17 protein-coding genes and 1 pseudogene are annotated in these 21,570 nt (G+C 59.3%); 9 read left to right on the top strand and 9 right to left on the bottom strand.

The annotated features are described in order from the left end of the window. Positions 1-3 precede the first annotated feature (3 nt). The 4 genes from ASG35_RS29765 (at position 4) to ASG35_RS29750 (ending at position 3,738) form a co-directional block, all read left to right on the top strand. Entirely contained in the window at positions 4-1,152 is a 1,149-nt protein-coding gene (locus tag ASG35_RS29765) for a DUF1501 domain-containing protein (protein WP_056366493.1), read from the top strand. A gap of 173 nt (positions 1,153-1,325) precedes the next feature. Further along, positions 1,326-1,955 (top strand): cysteine hydrolase, encoded by a 630-nt coding sequence (locus ASG35_RS29760; RefSeq protein ID WP_056366490.1) that lies wholly within the window; start codon positions 1,326-1,328, stop codon positions 1,953-1,955. A 29-nt stretch (positions 1,956-1,984) separates the two neighbouring features. Then, positions 1,985-2,500, top strand: coding sequence for a winged helix-turn-helix transcriptional regulator (locus ASG35_RS29755; RefSeq protein WP_056366487.1), 516 nt, complete (start codon positions 1,985-1,987; stop codon positions 2,498-2,500). Positions 2,501-2,667: 167 nt separating this feature from the next. After that, on the top strand, positions 2,668-3,738 hold the full coding sequence (locus ASG35_RS29750; RefSeq protein WP_056366485.1) for a threonine aldolase family protein: 1,071 nt from the start codon (positions 2,668-2,670) through the stop codon (positions 3,736-3,738). 13 nt (positions 3,739-3,751) lie between these two features. Here ASG35_RS29750 and ASG35_RS29745 read toward each other — a convergent pair whose 3' ends face one another. Next, a complete protein-coding gene (locus ASG35_RS29745; RefSeq protein ID WP_056366947.1) occupies positions 3,752-4,561 on the bottom strand; it encodes an AraC family transcriptional regulator in 810 nt (269 codons plus the stop codon). A 264-nt stretch (positions 4,562-4,825) separates the two neighbouring features. Between ASG35_RS29745 and ASG35_RS29740 the strand changes: the two genes are divergently transcribed. Both ASG35_RS29740 and ASG35_RS29735 read left to right on the top strand, forming a co-directional pair. Then, a complete protein-coding gene (locus ASG35_RS29740) occupies positions 4,826-5,323 on the top strand; it encodes a hypothetical protein (RefSeq protein ID WP_235527782.1) in 498 nt (165 codons plus the stop codon). 36 nt (positions 5,324-5,359) lie between these two features. Further along, positions 5,360-6,523, top strand: coding sequence for a PAS domain-containing sensor histidine kinase (locus ASG35_RS29735; RefSeq protein WP_056366482.1), 1,164 nt, complete (start codon positions 5,360-5,362; stop codon positions 6,521-6,523). Positions 6,524-6,526: 3 nt separating this feature from the next. On the opposite strand, the gene ASG35_RS29730 is transcribed toward ASG35_RS29735, so the two are convergent. Further along, the gene (locus tag ASG35_RS29730; RefSeq protein WP_056366479.1) at positions 6,527-8,020 is read right to left on the bottom strand and encodes an MDR family MFS transporter; all 1,494 of its coding nucleotides are present in this window, start codon (positions 8,018-8,020) and stop codon (positions 6,527-6,529) included. A 183-nt stretch (positions 8,021-8,203) separates the two neighbouring features. Between ASG35_RS29730 and ASG35_RS29725 the strand changes: the two genes are divergently transcribed. Then, entirely contained in the window at positions 8,204-8,629 is a 426-nt protein-coding gene (locus ASG35_RS29725; protein ID WP_056366476.1) for a GFA family protein, read from the top strand. A gap of 32 nt (positions 8,630-8,661) precedes the next feature. On the opposite strand, the gene ASG35_RS29720 is transcribed toward ASG35_RS29725, so the two are convergent. From ASG35_RS29720 to pdxR, 3 genes and pseudogenes are all read right to left on the bottom strand, one after another. Then, the gene (locus ASG35_RS29720; RefSeq protein WP_056366473.1) at positions 8,662-12,132 is read right to left on the bottom strand and encodes a response regulator; all 3,471 of its coding nucleotides are present in this window, start codon (positions 12,130-12,132) and stop codon (positions 8,662-8,664) included. A gap of 223 nt (positions 12,133-12,355) precedes the next feature. Beyond that, positions 12,356-13,078, bottom strand: a pseudogene (gene mnmD / locus ASG35_RS29715) (tRNA (5-methylaminomethyl-2-thiouridine)(34)-methyltransferase MnmD); the annotation flags it as partial. Between the two features lie 20 nt (positions 13,079-13,098). Then, on the bottom strand, positions 13,099-14,562 hold the full coding sequence (gene pdxR, locus ASG35_RS29710; protein ID WP_056366466.1) for a MocR-like pyridoxine biosynthesis transcription factor PdxR: 1,464 nt from the start codon (positions 14,560-14,562) through the stop codon (positions 13,099-13,101). A 142-nt stretch (positions 14,563-14,704) separates the two neighbouring features. Between pdxR and ASG35_RS29705 the strand changes: the two genes are divergently transcribed. Further along, the gene (locus ASG35_RS29705; RefSeq protein ID WP_056366463.1) at positions 14,705-15,415 is read left to right on the top strand and encodes a GNAT family N-acetyltransferase; all 711 of its coding nucleotides are present in this window, start codon (positions 14,705-14,707) and stop codon (positions 15,413-15,415) included. After that, the gene (locus ASG35_RS29700; RefSeq protein ID WP_056366460.1) at positions 15,416-15,877 is read left to right on the top strand and encodes a GNAT family N-acetyltransferase; all 462 of its coding nucleotides are present in this window, start codon (positions 15,416-15,418) and stop codon (positions 15,875-15,877) included. It abuts the gene before it with no gap. Between the two features lie 51 nt (positions 15,878-15,928). Here ASG35_RS29700 and ASG35_RS29695 read toward each other — a convergent pair whose 3' ends face one another. From ASG35_RS29695 to ASG35_RS29680, 4 genes are all read right to left on the bottom strand, one after another. Beyond that, the gene (locus ASG35_RS29695) at positions 15,929-17,731 is read right to left on the bottom strand and encodes an NAD(P)/FAD-dependent oxidoreductase (RefSeq protein WP_056366457.1); all 1,803 of its coding nucleotides are present in this window, start codon (positions 17,729-17,731) and stop codon (positions 15,929-15,931) included. An 84-nt stretch (positions 17,732-17,815) separates the two neighbouring features. Continuing rightward, positions 17,816-18,958: a sigma-54-dependent Fis family transcriptional regulator gene (locus tag ASG35_RS29690; RefSeq protein WP_056366453.1), complete on the bottom strand. Its 1,143-nt coding sequence runs from the start codon at positions 18,956-18,958 to the stop codon at positions 17,816-17,818. A gap of 152 nt (positions 18,959-19,110) precedes the next feature. Next, positions 19,111-21,063 carry a sigma-54-dependent Fis family transcriptional regulator gene (locus ASG35_RS29685; RefSeq protein ID WP_235527781.1) on the bottom strand — a complete coding sequence of 651 codons (1,953 nt, stop codon included), beginning with the start codon at positions 21,061-21,063 and terminating at the stop codon, positions 19,111-19,113. Positions 21,064-21,164: 101 nt separating this feature from the next. Beyond that, on the bottom strand, positions 21,165-21,557 hold the full coding sequence (locus tag ASG35_RS29680; RefSeq protein WP_056366450.1) for a DUF779 domain-containing protein: 393 nt from the start codon (positions 21,555-21,557) through the stop codon (positions 21,165-21,167). Positions 21,558-21,570 lie beyond the last annotated feature (13 nt).

Here is a 21,570-nt window from a genome sequence, read left to right as displayed (position 1 = left end):
GCCATGATCACGCGTCGGAATTTCTTGTGGTGCGCCGGTGCGGGCGTAGGCGCCATGCTGGTTGGGTCGCGCATGGCGTTTGCATCGGTGGAATCGGACCGGCGTTTTGTGTTCGTGATCCAGCGTGGCGCTGCCGACGGACTGAACATTGTCGTGCCTTATGCCGATCCCGCTTACGCGAAGTTGCGCGGCGCGCTCGCAATCGACCCGGCATCCGCCACGAAACTCGACGGCACGTTCGCGCTGCATCCATCGCTGGTTGAAACTGCGAAGATGTACGCAGCGCAGCAGGCGATGTTCGTGCACGCGGTTGCATCGCCGTATAGAGACCGCTCGCACTTCGACGGCCAGAACGTGCTTGAGACAGGCGGGACCACGCCGTACCAGATGAAAGACGGATGGCTGAACCGGCTGGTTTCCATGCTGCCTGCGTCGAAGGCCAACGCCATCGCGCTCGCGCCCACGGTGCCGCTCGCATTGCGCGGGCGCGCCGACGTGACGTCCTATGCGCCGTCCGGTCTTCCGCAAGCGCCCGACGATCTGCTCGTACGCGTCACGCAGCTTTATTCCGGCGATGCCCAGCTTCACGCGCTATGGACTTCCGCTATGGACGCACGCGGTCTCGCCGCCGATGCCGGCGCGCGCCAGGACCCTGCAAGTCTCGGCAAGCTTGCAGCGAGCTTCCTGGGGCGCGCGGACGGACCGCGTATTGCGATGATCGAAACCGGCGGATGGGACACGCACACGGCGCAAAACCAGCGGCTCGGCGCGCAACTCAAGGCGCTCGACACAATGATGGCAGCCATGCGCGACGGGCTCGGCGAACATTGGGCGAACACAACCGTGCTGGTCGCGACCGAGTTCGGGCGCATGGCCGCGGCGAACGGCACGGGCGGGACTGATCACGGGACGGCATCGGCGGCAATGTTGTTGGGCGGCGCCGTGCAAGGCGGCCGCATTCTCGCGGACTGGCCTGGGCTCGCGCCTTCCGCGCTCTATCAGGGACGCGATGTACGGCCGACGCTTGGACTCGATTCGTTGATTGCAGCAGCCGCTGGCGAGACGTTCGGTCTCGATCCCGCTCGCGTTCGGGCGACTCTCTTCAATCAGAAAGCCGCGAACCCAATGTCGACGAGGCTGCTTCGAACCTGATTTCCTGAAGCCGTCTTAAGCTTCTTAAGCTCTTAAAGAACATTTAAGGCCGTGTCACGGGCGAAACGCGACGCCCGTGACACGGCTTATTTTTTATTGTGCCTTTATTTTTTGAAGTAACATGCGATCACTGCCGCTGGAATCACCCCGTTCACCTTTTTCCTGGAGCCACCATGTCTGCATCGAATTATGAGCAACACAACACCGCGCTCTTGATCGTCGATCCGTATAACGACTTCATGAGCGAGGGCGGCAAGCTCTTCAATGCAATCAAGGAGACTGCCGACGCATCGCACATGTTCGATAACCTCCGCCAGATCATCCCCACCGTGCGTGCAGCGGGCATACAGGTTTTTATCGTTCCGCATCACCGGTCGCATCCGGATGACTTCGATCATTGGCAGCACATCAACATGTTCCAGCAAGCAGGGCTTCCGACCAAAGCGTTCGAGGCGGGCAGCTGGGGCGGCGAGTTCAATCCTGAATTCGGCCCGCAGCCAGGCGATGTGATCGTCAAGGAACACTGGGCACAAAGCGGTTTTGCAAACACTGATCTCGATCTGCAACTCAAGCAGCACGGAATTCAAAAGATCATTCTGGTTGGATTGATTGCGAACAGTTGCATTGAATCCACGGGGCGTTTCGGCATGGAGCTGGGCTATCATGTGACGCTTGTGAAAGACGCAACCGCCGCGTTCAGCCATGCCGGAATGATCGCGGCGGAGACCAACGGGCCCATGTTCGCGCACGCTATTCTGACGACCGAAGAGTTGCTTTCGAAACTGCCGGTGAACGTTGCGTGAGCGGATTTATCGTTTGACGGAGTGCATTGATGAGCTGGGACGATGTTTGTGAGAGTGTCTGCCCGATCGCGCGATCGCTGAGCGCGGTGGGTGACCGGTGGACACTGCTCATTCTTCGCGAGCTCAGCATGGGCTCGCGGCGCTTCGAGGAAATTCAGGCGCAAACGGGCATGTCGTCGTTCCTGTTGTCTACGCGACTGAAGCGTCTTGAGAAAGATGGCGTGATAGAACGGCGCCTGTATAACGAGCGTCCGCCGCGTTATGAGTATCACGCAACGGCCAAGGGAAAAGACCTCGATGAGGTCCTGCTTCTTCTGAGGGCGTGGCAAATGAAGTGGGACGATCCTCAAGGCGAGCAGGAGCCGGCGGTGAACCTGGTTCATAAGCGCAGCAAGAAGGTGATCGATGCGTCTTGGCGGCCGTCGCCGGGCAGCAAGCCTTTCTCTTTCGACGATACCCACGCAACTATCAGCCCCGCCTTCGCCGCAGAAAGAGAAGAACGGCGCGCGGCGTTTTTGGCGGCGACACGGCGCGGGGATTCTTGAGCAGGCAACGGTGCGTTTAGGTGGCGTTTTAAGTGGCGTTTTAGGTGGCCTTCTGCCTGGCGAATGACCTTTACCCAGCCGATCAATTTTATACAAGCGCGCCTTGGCGCTTTTCTCTAAGCTCACCGGTTTGCATCGGCAAATTCCGCCGTAGAAAGGACAAACCCGTGAATCCGCAAGCTGCATCGACACACAAAAAACCCGCGCTCGGCTTTTCCAGTGACAACATTGCGGGAGCGTCGCCGGAGGTCATCGAGGCCATGGTCGCCTGCAACGACGGCCAGTCTGCGCCATACGGCGGCGACGCGCTCACCGCGCGCGTAGAAGGCAAGCTCACCGATTTGTTCGAGCGCGATGTAGACGTGTTCCTCGTGCCCACCGGCACGACCGCGAATGCGTTGTGCCTCGCGGCCATGACGCCGCCATGGGGCAGCGTCTTCTGCCATCCGTCGAGCCACGTCAACAACGACGAATGCGGCGCGCCCGAGTTCTATACGAACGGTGCAAAGCTCGTTTCCGTCGATGGACCATCGGCGAAGATCGATCCCGCGAAATTGCGCCGCGCCGCGAACGTGAAGGTGGGCGACGTTCACGTGACGCAACCATCGTGCGTCAGCATCACGCAAGCTACGGAAGTGGGCAGCGTCTACAGCATCGATGAAATACGCGAAATCGGCGAGTTGTGCCGCGCGTCGAATATCGGCTTGCACATGGATGGCTCGCGCTTTGCGAACGCCCTCGTTTCGCTCGGTTGCACGCCCGCTGAAATGACCTGGAAAGCGGGCGTGCACGCGCTTTCTTTCGGGGCAACGAAGAACGGGGTTCCGTGCGCGGAAGCCATCGTTTTATTCGATAAAAAGCTGGCCGCCGAAATGGGTTATCGACGCAAACGCGCCGGCCATCTGTTCTCCAAGATGCGCTTTCTTTCCGCGCAGATGGATGCGTATTTGACAGACGATTTATGGCTGCACAATGCACGCCAGGCAAACGATACGGCCAGGCGTCTTCAGGACGGCATCCGGAATGTGCAAGGCGTCGAGATCTTCGGCGCTCCGCAAGCAAATATCCTTTTCTGCCGCTTGCCGGCAGCGGTTATTCAAGGGCTGCTGGCAGCGGGATTCGTCTTTTATCACGACCGATGGGAGCCGGGCGTGGTGCGCTTTGTGACGTCTTTCGCGACCACTATCGACGATGTCGATAACCTGATTGCAAACGTCGCACGCCTCGCCGCGCAATAAAATTGAAGCCGTTTTAATACCGCGATGGAGCCACGCCAAAAGCACGCCGGAACGCGCGATTGAAATGGCTCTGATCATAAAAGCCGACGTCTTGCGCGACATCGGCAATGCTTCTCGACGTGCGATGCAAAATAATCGCGGCGCGCTCCACCCGCAACCGCACCAGCCACGCATGCGGGGTCATGCCGGCAGTCTGCTTGAACAGCTTGAGGAAATGAAACCGCTCCAGTCCACAGAGCGCGGCCAGGTCGTCCAGCGAAATCTTTTGCGCCAGTTGCGCGTGGCAATAATCTTTCACGCGACGCCAGTTATCAGCAGGCAATGTGCCTTTGACAGACTGCGGCACGACCACGCGCGATTGCGTGAACAAGTGGTCGAACAACGTCAGCCATTCCGATTGCAACGACAGCGGCGCAGTGTCTGCGTTCGTCTGCATCGTGCTGTGCAGGTTGATCAGACGCGCCGCGAGCCCCGCGTTTTCGAGCAGCACGCCAGCGAGCGCGGGCTCGGCAGTCGAGCCCGCGATCTCGGCAGTCACTGCGCCGAGAAGCTCCGGCGACAACCGAAACGTCTTGAGCGTATAAGCGCTGTCGCCATGACACACGCCGTCGTGTATTTCGCCTGGCGGCATGAGGGAGATGCGTCCTGGCGCGAGGAAATCCGTATTGCCACGATGCCGCTGCCGTTGAACGCCCTCGGTCACCAAACCCACGTGATAATCGAGGTGGTAATGACGATCGAAACGAAAATCCGAAAAACGCGCTTCCCCGAGCACAAGGCCCGGAGTCGTGTTGCTGCGATGATAGGCGACCCGGTCTGGCATGTTTTTGCGGTTGCGCATGAACTTCGAACAGCAATTCTAGCGTCGATTCGGCGCGTTGATTATTCGTCAATCGGCTCGTCAATTGGCAGGTTGATACGTCGACTCGGAATCTCGCTAAGAACCGCTGTTTCGAAAATCTCCGTCCGGCGCGATATGATCGAGAAATACGAGCGATGCTCGAATGCCATCGTTATCGACTTTTGAACGACAAATAAGCGCTCCAGTCATGCCCAGCCGGGCAGACGCCAGTTTCGGCGGCGACTGGTGCATACGAACAACGACAGAAACAACGGGTCTCAAGCTTTGGATATTTTCTATTACTGGAAAGATTATGCGTCGGACATCAAGGAAGGACGCATCGGAACGCTGGGTTCGAACGGCGACAAGCTGGAGGGAATGAAGGAACGTCTCCCCCGCAAGGTCTGGACGTTTCTGACCCCAAAGACAATGAAGGGCAAGCTCCAGTTGATCGGATCGTTTCTGGTGACCGATACGAAGCCCGAGAACTTCGTACCGAAGTGGAAGCACAATCTTTTCTACGATGCCGCGTCGCCAAAGTCGGTTCTTTATCCGGATTCGGGATCTATTGCGCATATCGACGAAATAAGCGACTTCATCAATACGCGTTTTCACCCAGCAGTTCGCGCGCGATTTCAGGGCGACAAAGCCTTGCTCGAAATGGAAGCCGACGTTGTGCGCGCGCTGGAAAAACTCGTCCAGAACTACGAGACCATCCAGTTGATGGACGGCCTGAAGAAGTAACCGGCTAATCTCTTGCGACCAGAGGCGCGCGCAATCATGGCGGCTTTAAAACAATCCGGGCGGGTCAAGCACGTGCCAGTGGTTCAGCCCGATGACCCACCTTCCTCGCCCGACATTTCGTCAGAGCCCGGCTTCCCGCACGCGCTGAGTGATGTCCACTTCCGGATGCTTGTCGACGCGGTGCAGGATTACGCCATCTTCATGCTCGATCCGCGCGGTCGTGTTGCCAGCTGGAATCGCGGCGCGCAGAGCATCAAGGGCTATGCAGCCGGCGAGATCGTGGGACAGCACTTTTCGGTGTTCTATACGCCCGATGACATCGCGATTCGCAAGCCCGAAACTGAACTGGCGCAAGCGGCGATTGAGGATCGCATAGAGGACGAAGGCTGGCGCGTGCGCAAGGACGGCACGCAGTTTTGGGCAAGCGTCACGATCACCGCGATCCGCGCACCGGATGGCGCGCTTCAAGGCTTTGCAAAAGTAACGCGCGACATGACCGACCGCTTGCGGCTGATCGAATTGCAGCACGCTCGCGCGATGTCCATCCACGTGCAAAACGCGCGCGAGGAAGAAAGAGCGCGGCTTGCGCGCGAGCTTCACGACGATCTCGGCCAGCAACTGATTGCGCTCAAGATGGATGTCGCGTCGCTGGATCGCGCATCGTTGCTTGAATACGAAGAACTGCATCGCGTCAAGGCGCATTCGGCTCACTTGCAAGGCAAGATAGATACGATCATTGCTTCTGCGCGCCGTCTGGCCGGCGGCTTGAGGCCGCCAATGCTCGACGACCTGGGGCTGGAAGCCGCGCTCGAATGGCTTGCGGACGAGTTTCGCAGCCGCTATGACCTCGTTGTTACAGTGAACAACAACGCAGGTCCGCTGGATTTGTCGGCGCCGGCGGCGACAGCCGTTTTCCGGCTCGTACAGGAAGCGCTGACCAATGTCACACGCCATGCCGAGGCCACCTGGGTTCGCATCGAAATACACCAGACGCACTCGTCGCTCCATTTGCATATTGAAGACAACGGCAAAGGCGCGGTACTCGATGGCAACCGGAGCAAGAACAGTTTCGGCCTTCTCGGCATGCAGGAACGCGTGCACGAGTTGAAGGGACGGATAGCCTTTGAAAGCGCACCGTCCGACGGCTTTCGCATTCACATCGAATTGCCTCTGGACGTTGCCACGCGCAAGATCCAATAAGGTTCAGTCCTCGAGCGGCGCAAGACCCTCCACTGGCATCTTCCGCTCGCCGCCTATATCGACCTTCGGCACGAACAACAAAAATCCGACCGAAAATACGGCGATCACAAAAATGGATATGAACGTCAGATGCAACGAGTCGTGCAGCACCTGACGTATTGCGTCGCCGCTGCCAATGCTCGCCGCCTGATTTTGCAACAACGCTTTCAACTGGTCCGACGTCACTGCGGCCACGTCCTTCGAATGGCTCAGCCCGAAATTCAGGACCGCGCCGAACAAGGTCGCGCCGAGCGTGCTCCCGAGATTGCGTGAGAACAAATTCGATGCCGTCGCGCTGCCGCGCTGCGCGACATCGACGATCTCCTGGATCAGCATGAGCGAACTGACACTGGACGTTCCCATGCCAAACCCCATGATGAGCGAACCGAACGCGGCAATCAGCGGCGAACTTCCTGGCGCGAGCGTCAACAGCAACACCGCGCCGATCGGAATGAACATGCTGCCGCCAATCAGGATGGGCCGCAAACCGAAACGATGCAGCGACTTCGCGGCGAACGTCGCGCCTGCGGGCCAGCCGACCATCATCATGGTCAGGGCTAGGCCTGCGATCACAGGGGAACGATGCAACACGCCCTGCACATACATGGGCAGAAAAGTTGTCGAGCCCATCAGGATCATGCCGGACAAGACGGTCGCGCCGTTGCACGCGGCAATCGGGCGGCGGCTCCAGAGCGCGAATGAAATCATCGGCTCGGCCGCGCGTCTTTCCTGCATCAGGAAGAACAACAGGCACACCACGAACGCGCCGCCGGCCATGGATGCTTTTGTGATGTCGTCATCGCCTGCATAGGTCAGCGCCATCATCAACGAAGCGATCGTGACCATGAACAGTCCCGCGCCCGCGAAGTCGATGGACGGTCGCGCGTGCCTTTCGGACTCGCGCAGGAACATGATGAATCCTGCCGCCGATAACAGCCCGATAGGCACGTTCATCCAGAAGATCCATGCCCACGAGAAATCGCGAATGATCAAACCGCCGACCATGGGACCGACCACCGCCGAAATGGCCCACACGCTTGCAAGATAGCCCTGGACCTTGCCGCGTTCGCGCGCCGGATAAAGATCCGCGACAATAGTCAGCGTGACGGGCTGGATTGCGCCCGCGCCTACGCCCTGGATCAGCCGGAACACGATCATGGCGGGCATCGACCACGCAAAACCCGCAAGCACGGACCCGATCAGAAAAATTGCTATGCCGATAAGCGCGATCGGCTTGCGGCCATAGAGATCGGCGAGCTTGCCGAAGATGACGGTCATTGCGGTCTGCGTCAGCAGGAACGACGAGAAGACCCAGCTGTACAAATGCAGGTCGCCGAGTTGCGCAACGATCTGCGGCATGGCAGTGGAAACAATGGTGGCTTCAATGGCGACCATTGCCATCGATGCCATCACCGATGCAATGACTAACGGACGCGACGTCTGTTGGTTGCGAGGCATGAAATTGTTGTAATGGGGAACGTGGAGCGGGCGCGGGGTCTTGCCGCCGCGACGCGTGAAACGGCCGCAGCAAGGCGACCGTCCAATAGTATGAACCCTGCTAGGAATATTCGCTCGGCGGGAAAAGCCGAACCGTTCTTCCCGCATAAACTACGAGCATACGAAACCCTTTCATCCACGATCATGAATTCATCGAACGAGGTTCAGGCGAATGCGTTACTCGGCGGGAAGTGCCTGTGCGGCGCGGTCCGCTACGCGGTAAAGGACGAATTCGTTTATGCGTTGAACTGCCATTGCTCGAATTGCCGGCGTGCAATCGGTTCGGCATTCAAGCCGTTTGCGGGTATCGAGCGTCATAAGCTCACGCTCGTGCAAGGCGAGGACGCGCTGATGATCTACGGCGACGAGAACGCGTCGCACGACGTTCATTGCAAGCATTGCGGCTCACTGATGTATTCCGTCGTGCGTGAAGGCGCGTTCGCTCACGTTGCCATGGGCACGCTCGTGGATAGTCCGGGCATTCGTCCCACGGCGCACATTTTTGTAGGGTCCAAAGCGCCGTGGTACACCATCACCGACGCGTTGCCACAATACGAAGAGTTCGACTGAAACATCGGGTTGTTGCGACGCCGTGAAATGCCTTACGCCCTGATCCTTTCCAATCCCGGCAACCAGACGCGCAACAGCGAATACAACCGGTCCAGGTCGATAGGCTTCGCCAGATAATCCGTCATGCCGGCCGCGCGCGCCTGCTCCTGATCGTCCTTCATGGCCTTCGCCGTGATTGCGATGATCGGCAAGGTCTTGAAGCGGGCATCGGCGCGAATACGGCGTGTGGCTTCGAGCCCGTCCATTGCCGGCATCATCACGTCCATCAGCACCAGGTCTATATCGGGGATATCGTTGAGCTGGTCGATGGCTTCGAAACCATTGCGGGCGATATCGACCGTCATGCCTTTATGCTCAAGCGCGCTGCTGAGCGAAAAGATATTGCGGATATCGTCATCGACCAGAAGAATGCGGCGGCCTTCAAATACGCGATCACGGCCGCGCACGGTTTTCAGCATGGTTTGCCGCTCGGTAGACAGATCGGTCTCCACCTTGTGCAGGAACAGCGTGACCTCATCCAGCAAGCGCTCCGGCGAGCGTGCGCCCTTGATGATGATCGAGCGCGAATACTTGAGGAGGTCGGCTTCCTCTGCGTGCGTCAGGTTGCGTCCCGTGTAGACGATCACCGGCGGGAACGAATACATGTTCTCGCCCGACATGCGCTGAAGCAACTCGCCGCCCTGCATGTCGGGCAGTTTCAAGTCGATGATCATGCAGTCGAAAATGGTCGTGCGCAGCAACGCAAGCGCTTCTTCGCCGAACTCGACAGCGGTGATGTCTATGTCGTCATCGCCAATAAGCTGGACGATGCTTTCACGCTGGCGGGCATCGTCCTCGACCAGCAACACACGTTTGACCTTCTGCGTGAACTTGTCTTCGAGCTTGCGGAAAATGTCCTTGAGCTGGTCGCGCGTAGTCGGCTTGAGCGCATAACCAATGGCGCCGAGATGCAATGCGGCTTCTCCGCTGTCGTTGGCCGAGACCACGTGCACGGGAATATGCCGCGTCTGCGGTCCGTCCTTCAGTTGCTGCAAAACCATGAGGCCCGAACGGTCGGGCAAGCTGATATCGAGCAGGATTGCATCGGGCAAATGCTGCGCGACGAGTTGCATGGCCTCCGCCGCGGTCTGCGCAACCAGGCATCGGTAACGCATCTCGTGCGCGAGGTTGTACAGAATGCCGGCGAAGTCCACATCGTCTTCGATCACCAGCACAGAGCGCGCGCCGGCCTTCGGGTCGTTACGGTCGTCGTCATATGCGGGGACCGCTACGGCCGCGGATTCCAGCAGCGGCGCCTCGATGATCTCGACGGGCGCGGGCGGCGGCGCAGCAAGCGCGACTTCCGCCACGTCTGCGCTATCCGTCCAGCGGACCGGCAAGATCAGTTCGAACGTGCTTCCGGCGCCGAGCGCGCTCGTCACGCGGATCGTGCCGCCCAGCAGCTTCGCGAGATCGCGCGAGATGGAAAGGCCGAGTCCCGTGCCGCCGTATCGGCGGCTTGTGGTGCCGTCGGCCTGACGGAAAGCTTCGAAGATCGTCTGCTGGTTTTCGGGCGCAATACCAATGCCCGTGTCCGTCACCGCGAAGCGCACGCGATTTCCGCTCGTGCTGCTCAACGTGAGCGAGATTGCGCCCGTCTCGGTGAACTTCAACGCATTCGATATCAGGTTCTTCAGGATCTGTTCGAGGCGTCGCGAGTCCGTGAAAATGGACGCCGGCATGCCGGGTTCAATACCCACCGTAAACGCCAGCCGCTTCTGCCCGGCAAGCGGTTCGAACGTCCTCAGCAAGGACTCGGTCATGCGCGATAGCGACACGTCTTCCGGTGCGAGCTCGAGCTTGCCCGCCTCGACCTTGGAGATATCGAGAATGTCGTTGATGAGATTAAGCAGGTCGTTGCCCGCCGAGTAGATGGTGTTCGCGAACTTCACCTGTTCGTCGCTGAGATTGCCCTTGTGATTTTCGGACAGCAGCTTCGCGAGAATCAACGAACTGTTCAGCGGCGTTCGCAACTCGTGCGACATGTTGGCGAGGAACTCGGACTTGTAGCGGCTTGCGCGCTGCAAGTCTTCGGCACGCGCCTCGAGTTCGGTCTGCACCTTGTTGAGCGCTTCGTTTTTTTCATCGAGGGTCAACGCCTGGAACGTGAGCTGCTCATTGATGGTTTCGAGTTCGGCCTTTTGATTGTTCAGGTTGGATTGCGACTCTTCGAGCGCAGCCGTCTGCTCTTCGAGTTCCTCGTTCGCCGATCGCAATTCCTCTTGCTGGACCTGCAGCTCTTCGTTCAGTTGCTGCGTTTCCGCGAGCACGTCCTGCAGGCGTTCACGATACAAAGCCGCTTCCACGGACGCTCCCACGCTCGCCGATATCAGCCTGAGGAAATCGAGTTCCCTCGCCGACGCCGGCTGCATCAAGCCAAGTTCGATCACACCATTCACAGCGCCGTCGTTATCGATGGGCGTCATCACCACACTTTTCGGCGGGCTTGTTCCGAGACCCGAAGTGACCTTCAAATAGTTATCGGGAATGTCGTCGAGTTCAATTAGCCGATGGCTTTCCGCCACTTGCCCCACGAGCGTCTCCGCGTTCTCGAAGAATTGCTCGCGCGCCTCGTTCTCGCGGCTGAAGCCATAGGCAGCGACGCGGCGCAGCTTGCCGCTGTCATCGCGCACGTAAAGCGCCGCGACCACCACGCCGAGATATTGCGAAAGGAAATCGAGCATCGCCCGGCCAAGTCGCGGCAACGTCTGCTGCCCGACGAGACTCTCTGCAAGCTGGCTTTGCCCGGTTCGCAGCCATGCCTGCTGGTGCAGGACCTCGTTGTGTTCGGCCTGGGCTTGCAGTGCGTTGTCGTAGGTCTCCGACAGCTTCATCAACTCGCGGCGTCCGAACACGGCGAGCATCGCGCTCAACGAAAGACTGATCGCGAGGAAAATGGCGACGGCGGTGATCGTGACCTGCCTGGCGGTGGCGGCGCGTTCCCATCGCAGGTTCAGCTCCACGTCCATGAAATCCTTGAACTCGCGGCGGGTTTCATCGAACTCGAGCTTGCCGCGCCCCGTGCGCAGGATGCCCACGACGTCCTGATTCGCTCGCCGCATTGCGATGGTTTGTTCCGCAAAGCGTTCCCATTGCGCTTGCAACGCTTCAATGCGCTTCAGGCGTTCGACTTGTGGCGGGTTATCGCCGACAAGGTCCATCAGCGTGGAAAGCTTCGCGTTGAAACTTGCCTTGCCAAGTTGATAAGGCGCGAGAAAACTGTCGTCGCCGGTAAGCAGAAAACCGCGCTGTCCGGATTCGCGATCGACTGCAAGCTTGATCAGGTCGTTGCCGTCGCCAATCACGCGCTCCGAATGTTCGAGCCAGCTCATGGCCGAGAGCAGATAAAACAGCAGCGCCACGAACACGGCGGCCGTGGCAATTCCCGCGCTGAGCGGCAATGCGATGTTGCGTCGAATGATGCGGCGAAAGCTGTTCTGATCAACAGCACGGTGATCGGGCATTGCTTATCCCTGTTATTGAATTGAGCGCATACAAAGCGCGGTGCAGTGCTTGACGTAGTACGCGACGGCCGTCCAGATCAGGGTCTCCGCGTACGCTGGCGCAGATAATACATTTTCTCCGGCGTACTGTCGGCGATGAAAAGCGATACGACTTTCCGCGCGATTTCATTCGAGACAAAGGCGCGGAAAACGGCAATTTTTGGCCGGTTGAGAAAGTTTAATCCGGTAAATATTTCCCGATCAACATTGCGCGTTTCCAGCCAAAACCCGGGACTTTCTTGTATTGGAAACCTGCATGCAGCAAAGCACGTTTGACGTCGCCCGCACTCGTGTACGTTGAGAACGTCGCACCTTCGTTTGCCAGTGCGCCTAGCGACTCGAACACCGAAGGCGACCAGAGTTCGGGGTTTTTAGCGGGCGCGAATCCGTCGAGGAAAAACGCATCGGCGCGAAGATCCAGCGTGGGCAAGACGGTGACGGCGTCGCCGAAGATCAGCGTCAGGGTGACCTCGCCGTTATCGAAGGCGAGCGTGTGCGTGCCGGGCGTGACTTCGGGCGTGACTTCAGGCCAGGCGTCGGCGAGCGTTTGCGCGAGCGCTGCGACCGGCGCGTCGTCGATGGTCGCAGCGTGCGTGAAACGCAGGTCGCCGGCTGCGAACGGATGTTTTTCTATCGATACAAAATGCAGATGGCCGCCACGCGATGAATCCGCGCGCCACGCGGCCCACGTCGTCAGGAAGTTGATGCCCATGCCGAAGCCCGTTTCCAGCACGGTGAAATTCGGGCGTCCCTGCCACCGCGCTGGAAGGCCGTTGCCTTGCAAGAACACGTATTGCGCCTGCGCGACGCTGCCCACGACGCTGTGATAAATATCGCCATATAGCGGCGAGTAAGGCGAGCCGTTTGGGCGGAATGCGACGGTTGCAGGAATCAGCGGTTCGGACATGGATGGTTGGCGATAAAGGTTCAAGGCAGCATCGATCTTACGATCCGTGCAAGCTTTTCAACGGCGGCGTTCGCCTCGCGCTCGGGCACGCTTGCATATCCCAGCACGAGGCCGTTGTACGCTGCGATGTTGCTATCGGCAAGACAGAATTCACTGACCGGCACCGCCCACAAGCCTTCCGAACGCGCTGCGCTGCAAACGTCCACGTCGCGCAAAGGCGCGTTCAGCCGCGCGGTCAGATGCATGCCACCCGCGCCGCCGGATACCGTCAACAACTCGCCGAAATGTTGTTCGAGCGCGACTTGCAGCGCAACGCGCCTGCGCGAATACAAACCGCGCATGCGCCGCAAATGTCGCGTATATGCACCGCTTCGCATGAAGTCCGCGAGCGCGAGTTGATCGGCGGCGCGGCCCTGTCGCGATATCTCGCCGAGCGTGCGCGCGAACTCGCGTGACAGGCCGGGCGGCACCACCATGAAGCCGATGCGCAATGCGGGGAACATGGTCTTGCTGAACGTGCCGAGATAGATCACGGGCGCATTGCCGGCGAGTCCTTGCATGGCCGCGAACGGTGAGCCAGTATGACGGAACTCGCTGTCGTAATCGTCCTCTATCACCCATGCCTGATGCGCGCGAGCGTCTTCGATGATCTGCATGCGCCGCGCGATACTCAACACACTCCCAAGCGGATACTGATGCGACGGCGTCACGTAGATCAGCTTGGGCGGCGACTGCGTCCAGTGCGAACGCGCAGGCGCAATGCCGTCGGCATCAACCGGTATGGAGACGAGCGAGAGATTTGCTCCTTTGAACGCGGCGCGCGCGCCAGCATAGCCGGGATCTTCCACCCACACGCGGTCGCCGGCATCCGCCAGAATGCGTGCACACAGGTCGAGGCTCGTTTGCGTGCCGTCGGTGATGAACACCTGATCGATATCGCAACGCACGCCTCGCGATACCTTCAGGTAATCAACAAGCGCCTGGCGTAGCTCGGGCGCACCCGCGCTGTTCGCATAGCCAAGGTCGGTTGCTTCGAGCTTTCGCCATGCACGCGCGATGGCTGCGCGCCATTGCGCCATCGGAAATTCATCGAGCGCCGGCAAGCCTGGGCGAAACGATACCGCGAAGGGACTTGTCTGCTGTTCGCGCCTCAATCCGTCGATACGACGCGAAAGCTGCGCGGATTGCAGCTTTCTCTCTACAGGTTTCGATTGCGTCTGAGCGCCGACCGAAGCCACCACGGAGCCGCGCCGGCTGACATGCAGGAATCCCTCTTCGGCAAGTTGCTCGTAAGCGAACATGGCCGAATTGCGCGCAATGCGAAGCTCATTCGCAAGAACGCGTGTTGCGGGCAACCGTGTGGACGCGGGAATCAAGCCATCGAGAATGGCATCGCGCAACGCTTCATACAGCATGCGTTGCTGCGTAATCTTCCTGCCATCGAGGCGGCTTGCAAACGACGAAAAGAGTAAAGCGAGGTCCATGCGACGAGGAAGCGTTCCAAGTTGTGGCTCTAAATAAATCCGGGTTATTGGGTCTATCATTGGCGCCATCGCCATTTTATTCTTATACCAGAACCGGGCCTAAAACCCGCCGTACCAGCCATCCACCTCGACGGAGAATCGCTTGAGCACGTTTCAGAATGAATTTGCACAGCCCATTGGCGCGCCGCTCGCAAACTGGAAAGGCGCCACGCCGCCGTCGCGCATCACGCTCGAAGGCCGCTATTGCCGCCTGGTTCCGGTCGATCCCGCCACGCATCTCAACGATCTCGCCGACGCTTACAATTCAGCCACCGACGCCCGCGACTGGACGTATCTTGCAACGGGACCGTTCAGCACCTTGGAGGCTTATCGGGCGCATCTGGAAAAGCTCGCTTCGACTTCGGACCCCTTGCACTTCGCGGTTATCGACGTAACCAGCGGCAAGGCGCTCGGCACGCTCGCGCTGATGCGCATCGACCCGGCGAGCGGTGTGATCGAGGTCGGGTTTATCGCGTTCTCGCCGCTACTGAAAAAAACGCGCATTGCGACGGAAGCCATCTTCCTGCTGATGCGCCATGTCTTCGATGACCTCGGCTACCGGCGTTTCGAATGGAAGTGCGACTCGCTCAACGCGCCATCGCGCGCGGCTGCCAAGCGCTTCGGCTTCACGTTCGAAGGCATTTTCCGGCAGGCTATTGTGTATCGGTCACGCAATCGCGACACCGCGTGGTTCTCGATCATCGATCCGGAATGGCCGGCGCTCAAGTCTCAATACGAGCGCTGGCTCGATCCAAAAAATTTCGATGCCGACGGCAAGCAACTCCAACGTCTTTCCACCACAACGGAGCGCTGAATGACCGGCACAGTCCACATTCGCCCGGTCGAAGAAACCGATTACGCGGAATGGCAACCCCTTTGGGACGGCTACAACGCGTTCTATGGCCGCGCACAAGAAACCGCCTTGCCGCAGGAAATTACCGACGCAACATGGGCGCGATTTTTCGATAATAACGAACCTGTGCATGCCCTGGTCGCTGAAAGCGATGGCAAGTTGATTGGCCTTGTGCATTTTATTTATCACCGCAGCACGACCTTGCTTGGTCCGATTTGCTATCTGCAGGATTTGTTTACTGCGGAAGCCGCGCGAGGACGCGGCGTGGGCCGCAAGTTGATCAGCGGAGTTTATGCGAGCGCGAAAAGTGCCGGTTCGGAGCGCGTGTACTGGCATACCCACAAGACCAACGCGACCGCAATGAAGCTTTACGACAAGGTCGCGGAAAAGCCCGGCTTCGTGATGTACCGGCAATCTGTTTGAGGGTCGAGAGCGTGCGATGCCTTTCTTCGGCATCGCACACTTGCTACATCATCAAGACAAGTGATGCACTTTCTGCAAGCCATACACCGGCGTTTCAATGCCTTCCATGCGCGCCTTCAATTGCAGCGATAAATACTGCGAGTAATGCCGCGACTGATGCAGGTTGCCGCCATGGAACCACAACGCCTGCTGCTGCGTCGGTTTCCACATGTTGCGCTGCTCGCCTTCCCACGGTCCCGGATCCTTGGTCGTATTCGAACCCAAACCCCACACCTTGCCCACCTTGTCCGCCACCTCTCGCGAGATCAGGTCCGCAGCCCAGCCGTTCATCGATCCATAGCCGGTTGCGTAGACCACGAGATCTGCCGGAAGCTCGCTGCCGTCGCTCAGCACGACCGAATGCTCCTTCAGCTCGACCACGTCCACGCCGCTCTTCAACTTGATCTTGCCGTCCGCAACGAGATCCGAAGCACCCACGTCGATGTAATAACCCGAGCCACGCCGCAGGTATTTCATGAAGAGGCCCGAGCCGTCATCGCCGAAATCGAGCATGAAACCTCTTTTCTCCAGACGATCGTAGAACTCGGCATCGCGCTTCCTGATGGCGTCGTAGACCGGTATCTGGAACTCGTGCAGGATCTTGTATGGAAGCGATGCAAACGTCAGGTCGGCTTTCATCGTCGTCATGCCTGAGGCCACCGCGCGCTCGGAATAAAGGTCGCCGAGCGCGAGATCCATCAGCGAATCGGATTTCACGATATGCGTGGACGAACGCTGCACCATGGTCACGTCGACGCCCGCTTCCCACAACGCCGCGCAGATATCGTGCGATGAATTGTTCGCGCCGATCACAACAACCTTTTTGCCCTTGTACGCGTCAGGTCCCGGATGTTGCGAAGAATGATGCTGTTCGCCCTTGAACACATCCATGCCCTTGAACTTGGGCACGTTCGCTTTTCCCGACATGCCCGTGGCAAGCACGAGTTGCTTTGGCCGCAACGTCACCGTCTCGCCGTTGCGCTCGACTTCCACGATCCACTCGCCCGCAGCTTCGTCGTAGCGCGCGGACTTGCATGCCGTCGAGCCCCAATAGTTCAGCTCCATCACCTTCGTGTACATCTCGAGCCAGTCGCCGACCTTGTCCTTCGGCGAGAACACAGGCCAGTTGTCGGGAAACGGCAAGTACGGCATGTGGTCGTACCAGACTGGATCATGCAGGCACAGCGTTTTGTATCGAGCACGCCATGCGTCGCCCGGCTTCTCGTTCTTGTCCACGATGATAGTCGGCACGCCAAGTTGGCGCATCCGCGCGCCGAGCGCAATACCGCCTTGCCCGCCGCCCACGATCAGGCAATACGGCTGCTTTTCGTAACCCAAAGTCTGGTGCTCGGCCGCGCGTTTTTCCGTCCAGCTCGTACGGTCGGTACGCGCGCCGTGCTCGGCGCCCATCGGACGCCTCTGGCCCTTGGGCTCCTCATGTCCCTTGAGTTCGGTCATCGTGGTAAGCAGCGTCCAGATCAGGCCATCCTTCACGCGGATCAAACCCGTGCCGCGCGCGACGTCCGTTTCAAACGCGATCCACGATTGCGTCACGCCGTCGGCTTCGGTCGCCGTTTCGTTATCGGCAATCCTGAACTTCGACGGCTTGACTGCGTTCAGTTGAGAATCGAGCATCGCGGCAATCTGCTCGCGGCCTTCCATCGTCTTGATGTTCCACGTGAACGCAACGAGATCGCGCCAGTAACCGTCGGGCTGGAATAGCGCAGCGGCGGCTGCCGAGTCACCGCTTCTCAGCGCGGCTTCAAGTGACTCCAGTACTTGGGAAATCGTCTGGTTCGGATTGCTTTTTGGCATGGTCGCTCCTCCATGAGATACGGATCACTAAACATTGGTTGAAGATGGCGGGTTCTTTGCCCGCTGGATAAAATGCTGCTTACGCTAACGCCTGTGAGGCGCAACGATTCCGAATTTTGCAATACGTCTGTAAAGCGTCGCGCGCGAAACGCCCAGCGTTTGTGCGGCGATAGCCGGGCGCCACTTTGCATGGGTCATCGCAGTGATGATCCGGTTGCGCTCAAGTGCATCTGCTTCCGATAACGATGGCTGCGGCGCTTCTTTCGTCTCAAGCGTCGGCGTGCTTCTCGTCGCGCGCGCAACGGGCGGCCTAACGCGTGCATGCAACGGTGCGCCCGAGCCGATCAACCTGAACGAAATGAGGTCGCGTCCCGGGCGTGCATCGAGCAAGCGTTCTGCGCGGATATCGAAGAGTTCGCTGACATGGCGCGGCAACTCGACTAGTCCCGGCACGCATTCCTTCGCGCGCCGGTTTGCGGCGATTGCAAAACCCCGTGCATCGAATGCGATAAGAATTTCCGGCTGCGCCTCGACGTAGTGGCGGCTGCGATGCGCGAGCAACACCCAGCATTGCGTGGTCTCGTTGAGGAAGAATCCATCCTCGATCAGCAACGCGCTTTGACGCACGATATGGTTCACGAGCCGCTGGCTCTCGCGCTCTTCCGGCGAGCGCACGGCGGACGCATCCAGCACGCCGATCAACTCGCCCTGCACGCCGAAAATGGGCGACGCGCTGCACGTGAGCGCGGTGAATGCCGCGCGAAAGTGATCTGTCTTGTGCACGGTGATAGGCTCGGCATCGAGCAACACCGAAGCAACGCCGCACGTGCCCTCTTCGCGTTCGGACCAGCACGAGCCGAGATATAAACCCGCGCGCTTGAATTCGTGGCGCCGGTCGCGATCGACCCGATAGTCGATGGTCACGCCCTCTGCATCGGTCAGCATCACGCAATAATCGGCCTCGCGCACGGTCTCGTGCAGGCGTGACAAACATTGCCCCGACGCACGCAACACCGTTTCCTCACGCTGCTGCACATAACGCAATTCGGGCACGGTCAGAATCCGTGGACCGATGGTCGCGCCGGGATCGAGATGATATTGCTCCAGCGATCTCCTATACGAAGACGCAAGCCTGAGCGAATCAGCGCCCGCGCCCGCGTTCAGCGCGCGCCCTTCAATCACGCTGCGCACGCGGTCGATGTGTCTGGTCGGCGATACATACGGCATGAAAGATCTCCGGCGGATTCTGCTGTGCTCGAAGGTTCACTGAATATCAGCGCATGACGACGTTTTATCATGCGTGTTCAGGGAGATCACACCGCAGTGCACCATCGTCGTGAATGAGACATTTGTCTCATCGCATACGCATACGCATAGCATCAGCGGCGGCGCGTTTCCCCGAGCGCGGCCATCTTCCTGTACAGCGTGTTACGCGATACACCCAGCATGCGCGCCGCGGCGGAGACGTTGCCGCCGTGTGCGTCGAGCGCGGCGGAAACAGCGGAGCGCGCCAGATCATCCAGCCGCACGCTCTCCTTCGCCAAAGGCTGCAGCGTCGCGTCTTCCCGCTCGGCGAAATCTTCCGGAAGATGCTCTAGACGAATGATGGTTTCGTCGTCATCGAGCATAGCGCACGCCGTTCTGAGCACGTTCGTAAGCTGCCTGAAGTTGCCGGGCCAGGAATGCCGCGTGAAGACTTCAAGCACCTCCGAAGAAACCCTGATAACGGGACCTGTCGGGCGTTCGGTCCGAAGGATCTTTTCTATCGTCACGGCGAGGTCCGTGCGCCGGCGCAGCGGCGGCAACGTCACGAGCAAGCCATTGATCCGGTAATACAGGTCCTCACGAAATTCACCGCTGTCCACGCGTTCACGCAAGTTGCGATTGGTCGCGCAAATCAACGCGAAGTCGACGGGCACCGAGCGCGAACTTCCGAGCGGCGTCACCGTGCGTTCCTGCAACACACGCAGCAGACGGCTTTGCAGCGCGAGCGGCATGTCGCCAATTTCATCGAGGAACAAGGTACCGCCGTTGGCTTGCAGAATCTTGCCGGGCGCACCTCGTTTCGATGCTCCCGTAAACGCGCCTTCCTCGTAACCGAACAACTCGGACTCGATCAGCGTGTCGGGAATGGACGCGCAATCCACCGCGACGAACGGCCCGTCGCTTTGCGGCGAATCGCGATGCACGGCGCTTGCAAGCACCTCCTTTCCCGTCCCCGTTTCTCCGCCTATCAGAATAGGAATATTTTTGCCGATGACCTTCCGCACGCGCTCGACCAGCGCCGCGATCTGCGGATCGCCGGTCAGCAAGTAGCGCAGTCCGGACAGCTTGGCATGAGGTTCGGGCGTACGCTTGCGCGTGGTGACGTCGGTGATCTCGCTAGCGTCCGTTGCGAACGCAACCGAGGTCGTTCGCCTGAAGTCCACGTTGGCGAACACGTTCACGCCGCTCGGCAAGCGTAGCGAAACCAGGCGGTCGCCAGGCACGGTCATGCCGCTGCGCATCAGGTCGATCAGTTCGCTGCACGAGACGTTGAACAACGACGACAAGCTATGCGCTTTCAACGACGTCAGCGGCAAACCAAACTGGAATTGCGCGCTGCGATTCGCCGAGAGAAAACGTCCATCGGCGCGAAACGCTGCGATGCCTTCCATCAACGTGCCGATAAATTCAGGGCGGCCATGAAAATGAACACGCAATGCTTCAGGGAACGCACTCGTGAACAAATGATTCTCGATCATCTGCGCCGACATCTTGGCGAGCGCCATTGTGTGGCGACTGTGGCCGCGGCAATCGCCGGAAACATCGAGTACGCCGAGCAACTCGCCGAAGGGATCGAGTATTGGCACGCTGGAACATGCAAGGAACTGGTTGGCGCGCAGATAGTGCTGGTCGCCCAAGATCATGGTGGCGTCGCCGGATGCGATGGTCGTGCCCACCGCGTTGGTGCCCTGCTGCTGTTCGCTCCACAACGCACCGGCGCGCAACGCAACACGATCCGCGCGCGCGAGGAAATCGTCGTCGCCAAGGGAATGGAGAATCAGGCCTTGCGAATCTGTCAGCACAACCATGCTATGCGTGTTCGCGATCTGCCCATAAAGTGTTTCTATGACAGGCAGCGCATGTGTGCATAGCGTGCGGTTTTGCTCGCGCTTGAGCAGGAGATCCGGGTCGCCGAGCACGCTGTAGTCGGGACGCATGGTCTCCGAGAGGCCATAGTTCCGCGACCTTTCGTGAGACTGCCGGATGATGTCGAGTACTTCAATACGGCCGGCGTGATCGCTTGCCAGCGCACTGGTGCGGCCTAAAGAAACCGGGGTCATAACCATTGTCTCCTCCGCCAGCATTCGCGGAAGGAGTCGGTCTTACGCTCCGCCCGTCGCGTGGTCGATCGAGACAATGTACCACTACGCAGGGCGCCTTTTCGGCTTCAACCGGTTACATGTTCAACCGGATGTTCGTCGAGCCATGCAGATTCGGCGTCGTCGAAGAGGCGCGATCGCGTGAGGAAACGCAGGCCGCTCGGCCGCTCCAGCGAAAACATGCCGCCGTTACCCGGCACGCAGTCGATGATCAGTTGCGTGTGCTGCCAATATTCGAATTGCGAATCGCTCATGTAGAACGGCACGCCGCCGATTTCTCCGAGCTTGACGTCGGACGAACCAACCATGAATTCAGCGACCGGGAAGCACATGGGTGCGCTGCCGTCGCAACATCCACCGGACTGGTGAAACAGGATTTGCCCATGTTCGGCCTTGAGCTTGTCGATCAGTTCGATTGCCGCAGGCGTTGCGGTCACGCGCGAAACTTCGTCTTGGCTCATCAGGGTTTCCACT

Origin of the sequence: Burkholderia sp. Leaf177 (assembly GCF_001424345.1) — a bacterium.
Classification (GTDB): Bacteria; Pseudomonadota; Gammaproteobacteria; order Burkholderiales; family Burkholderiaceae; genus Caballeronia.
This window is presented reverse-complemented; position numbering and strand designations above follow the sequence as displayed.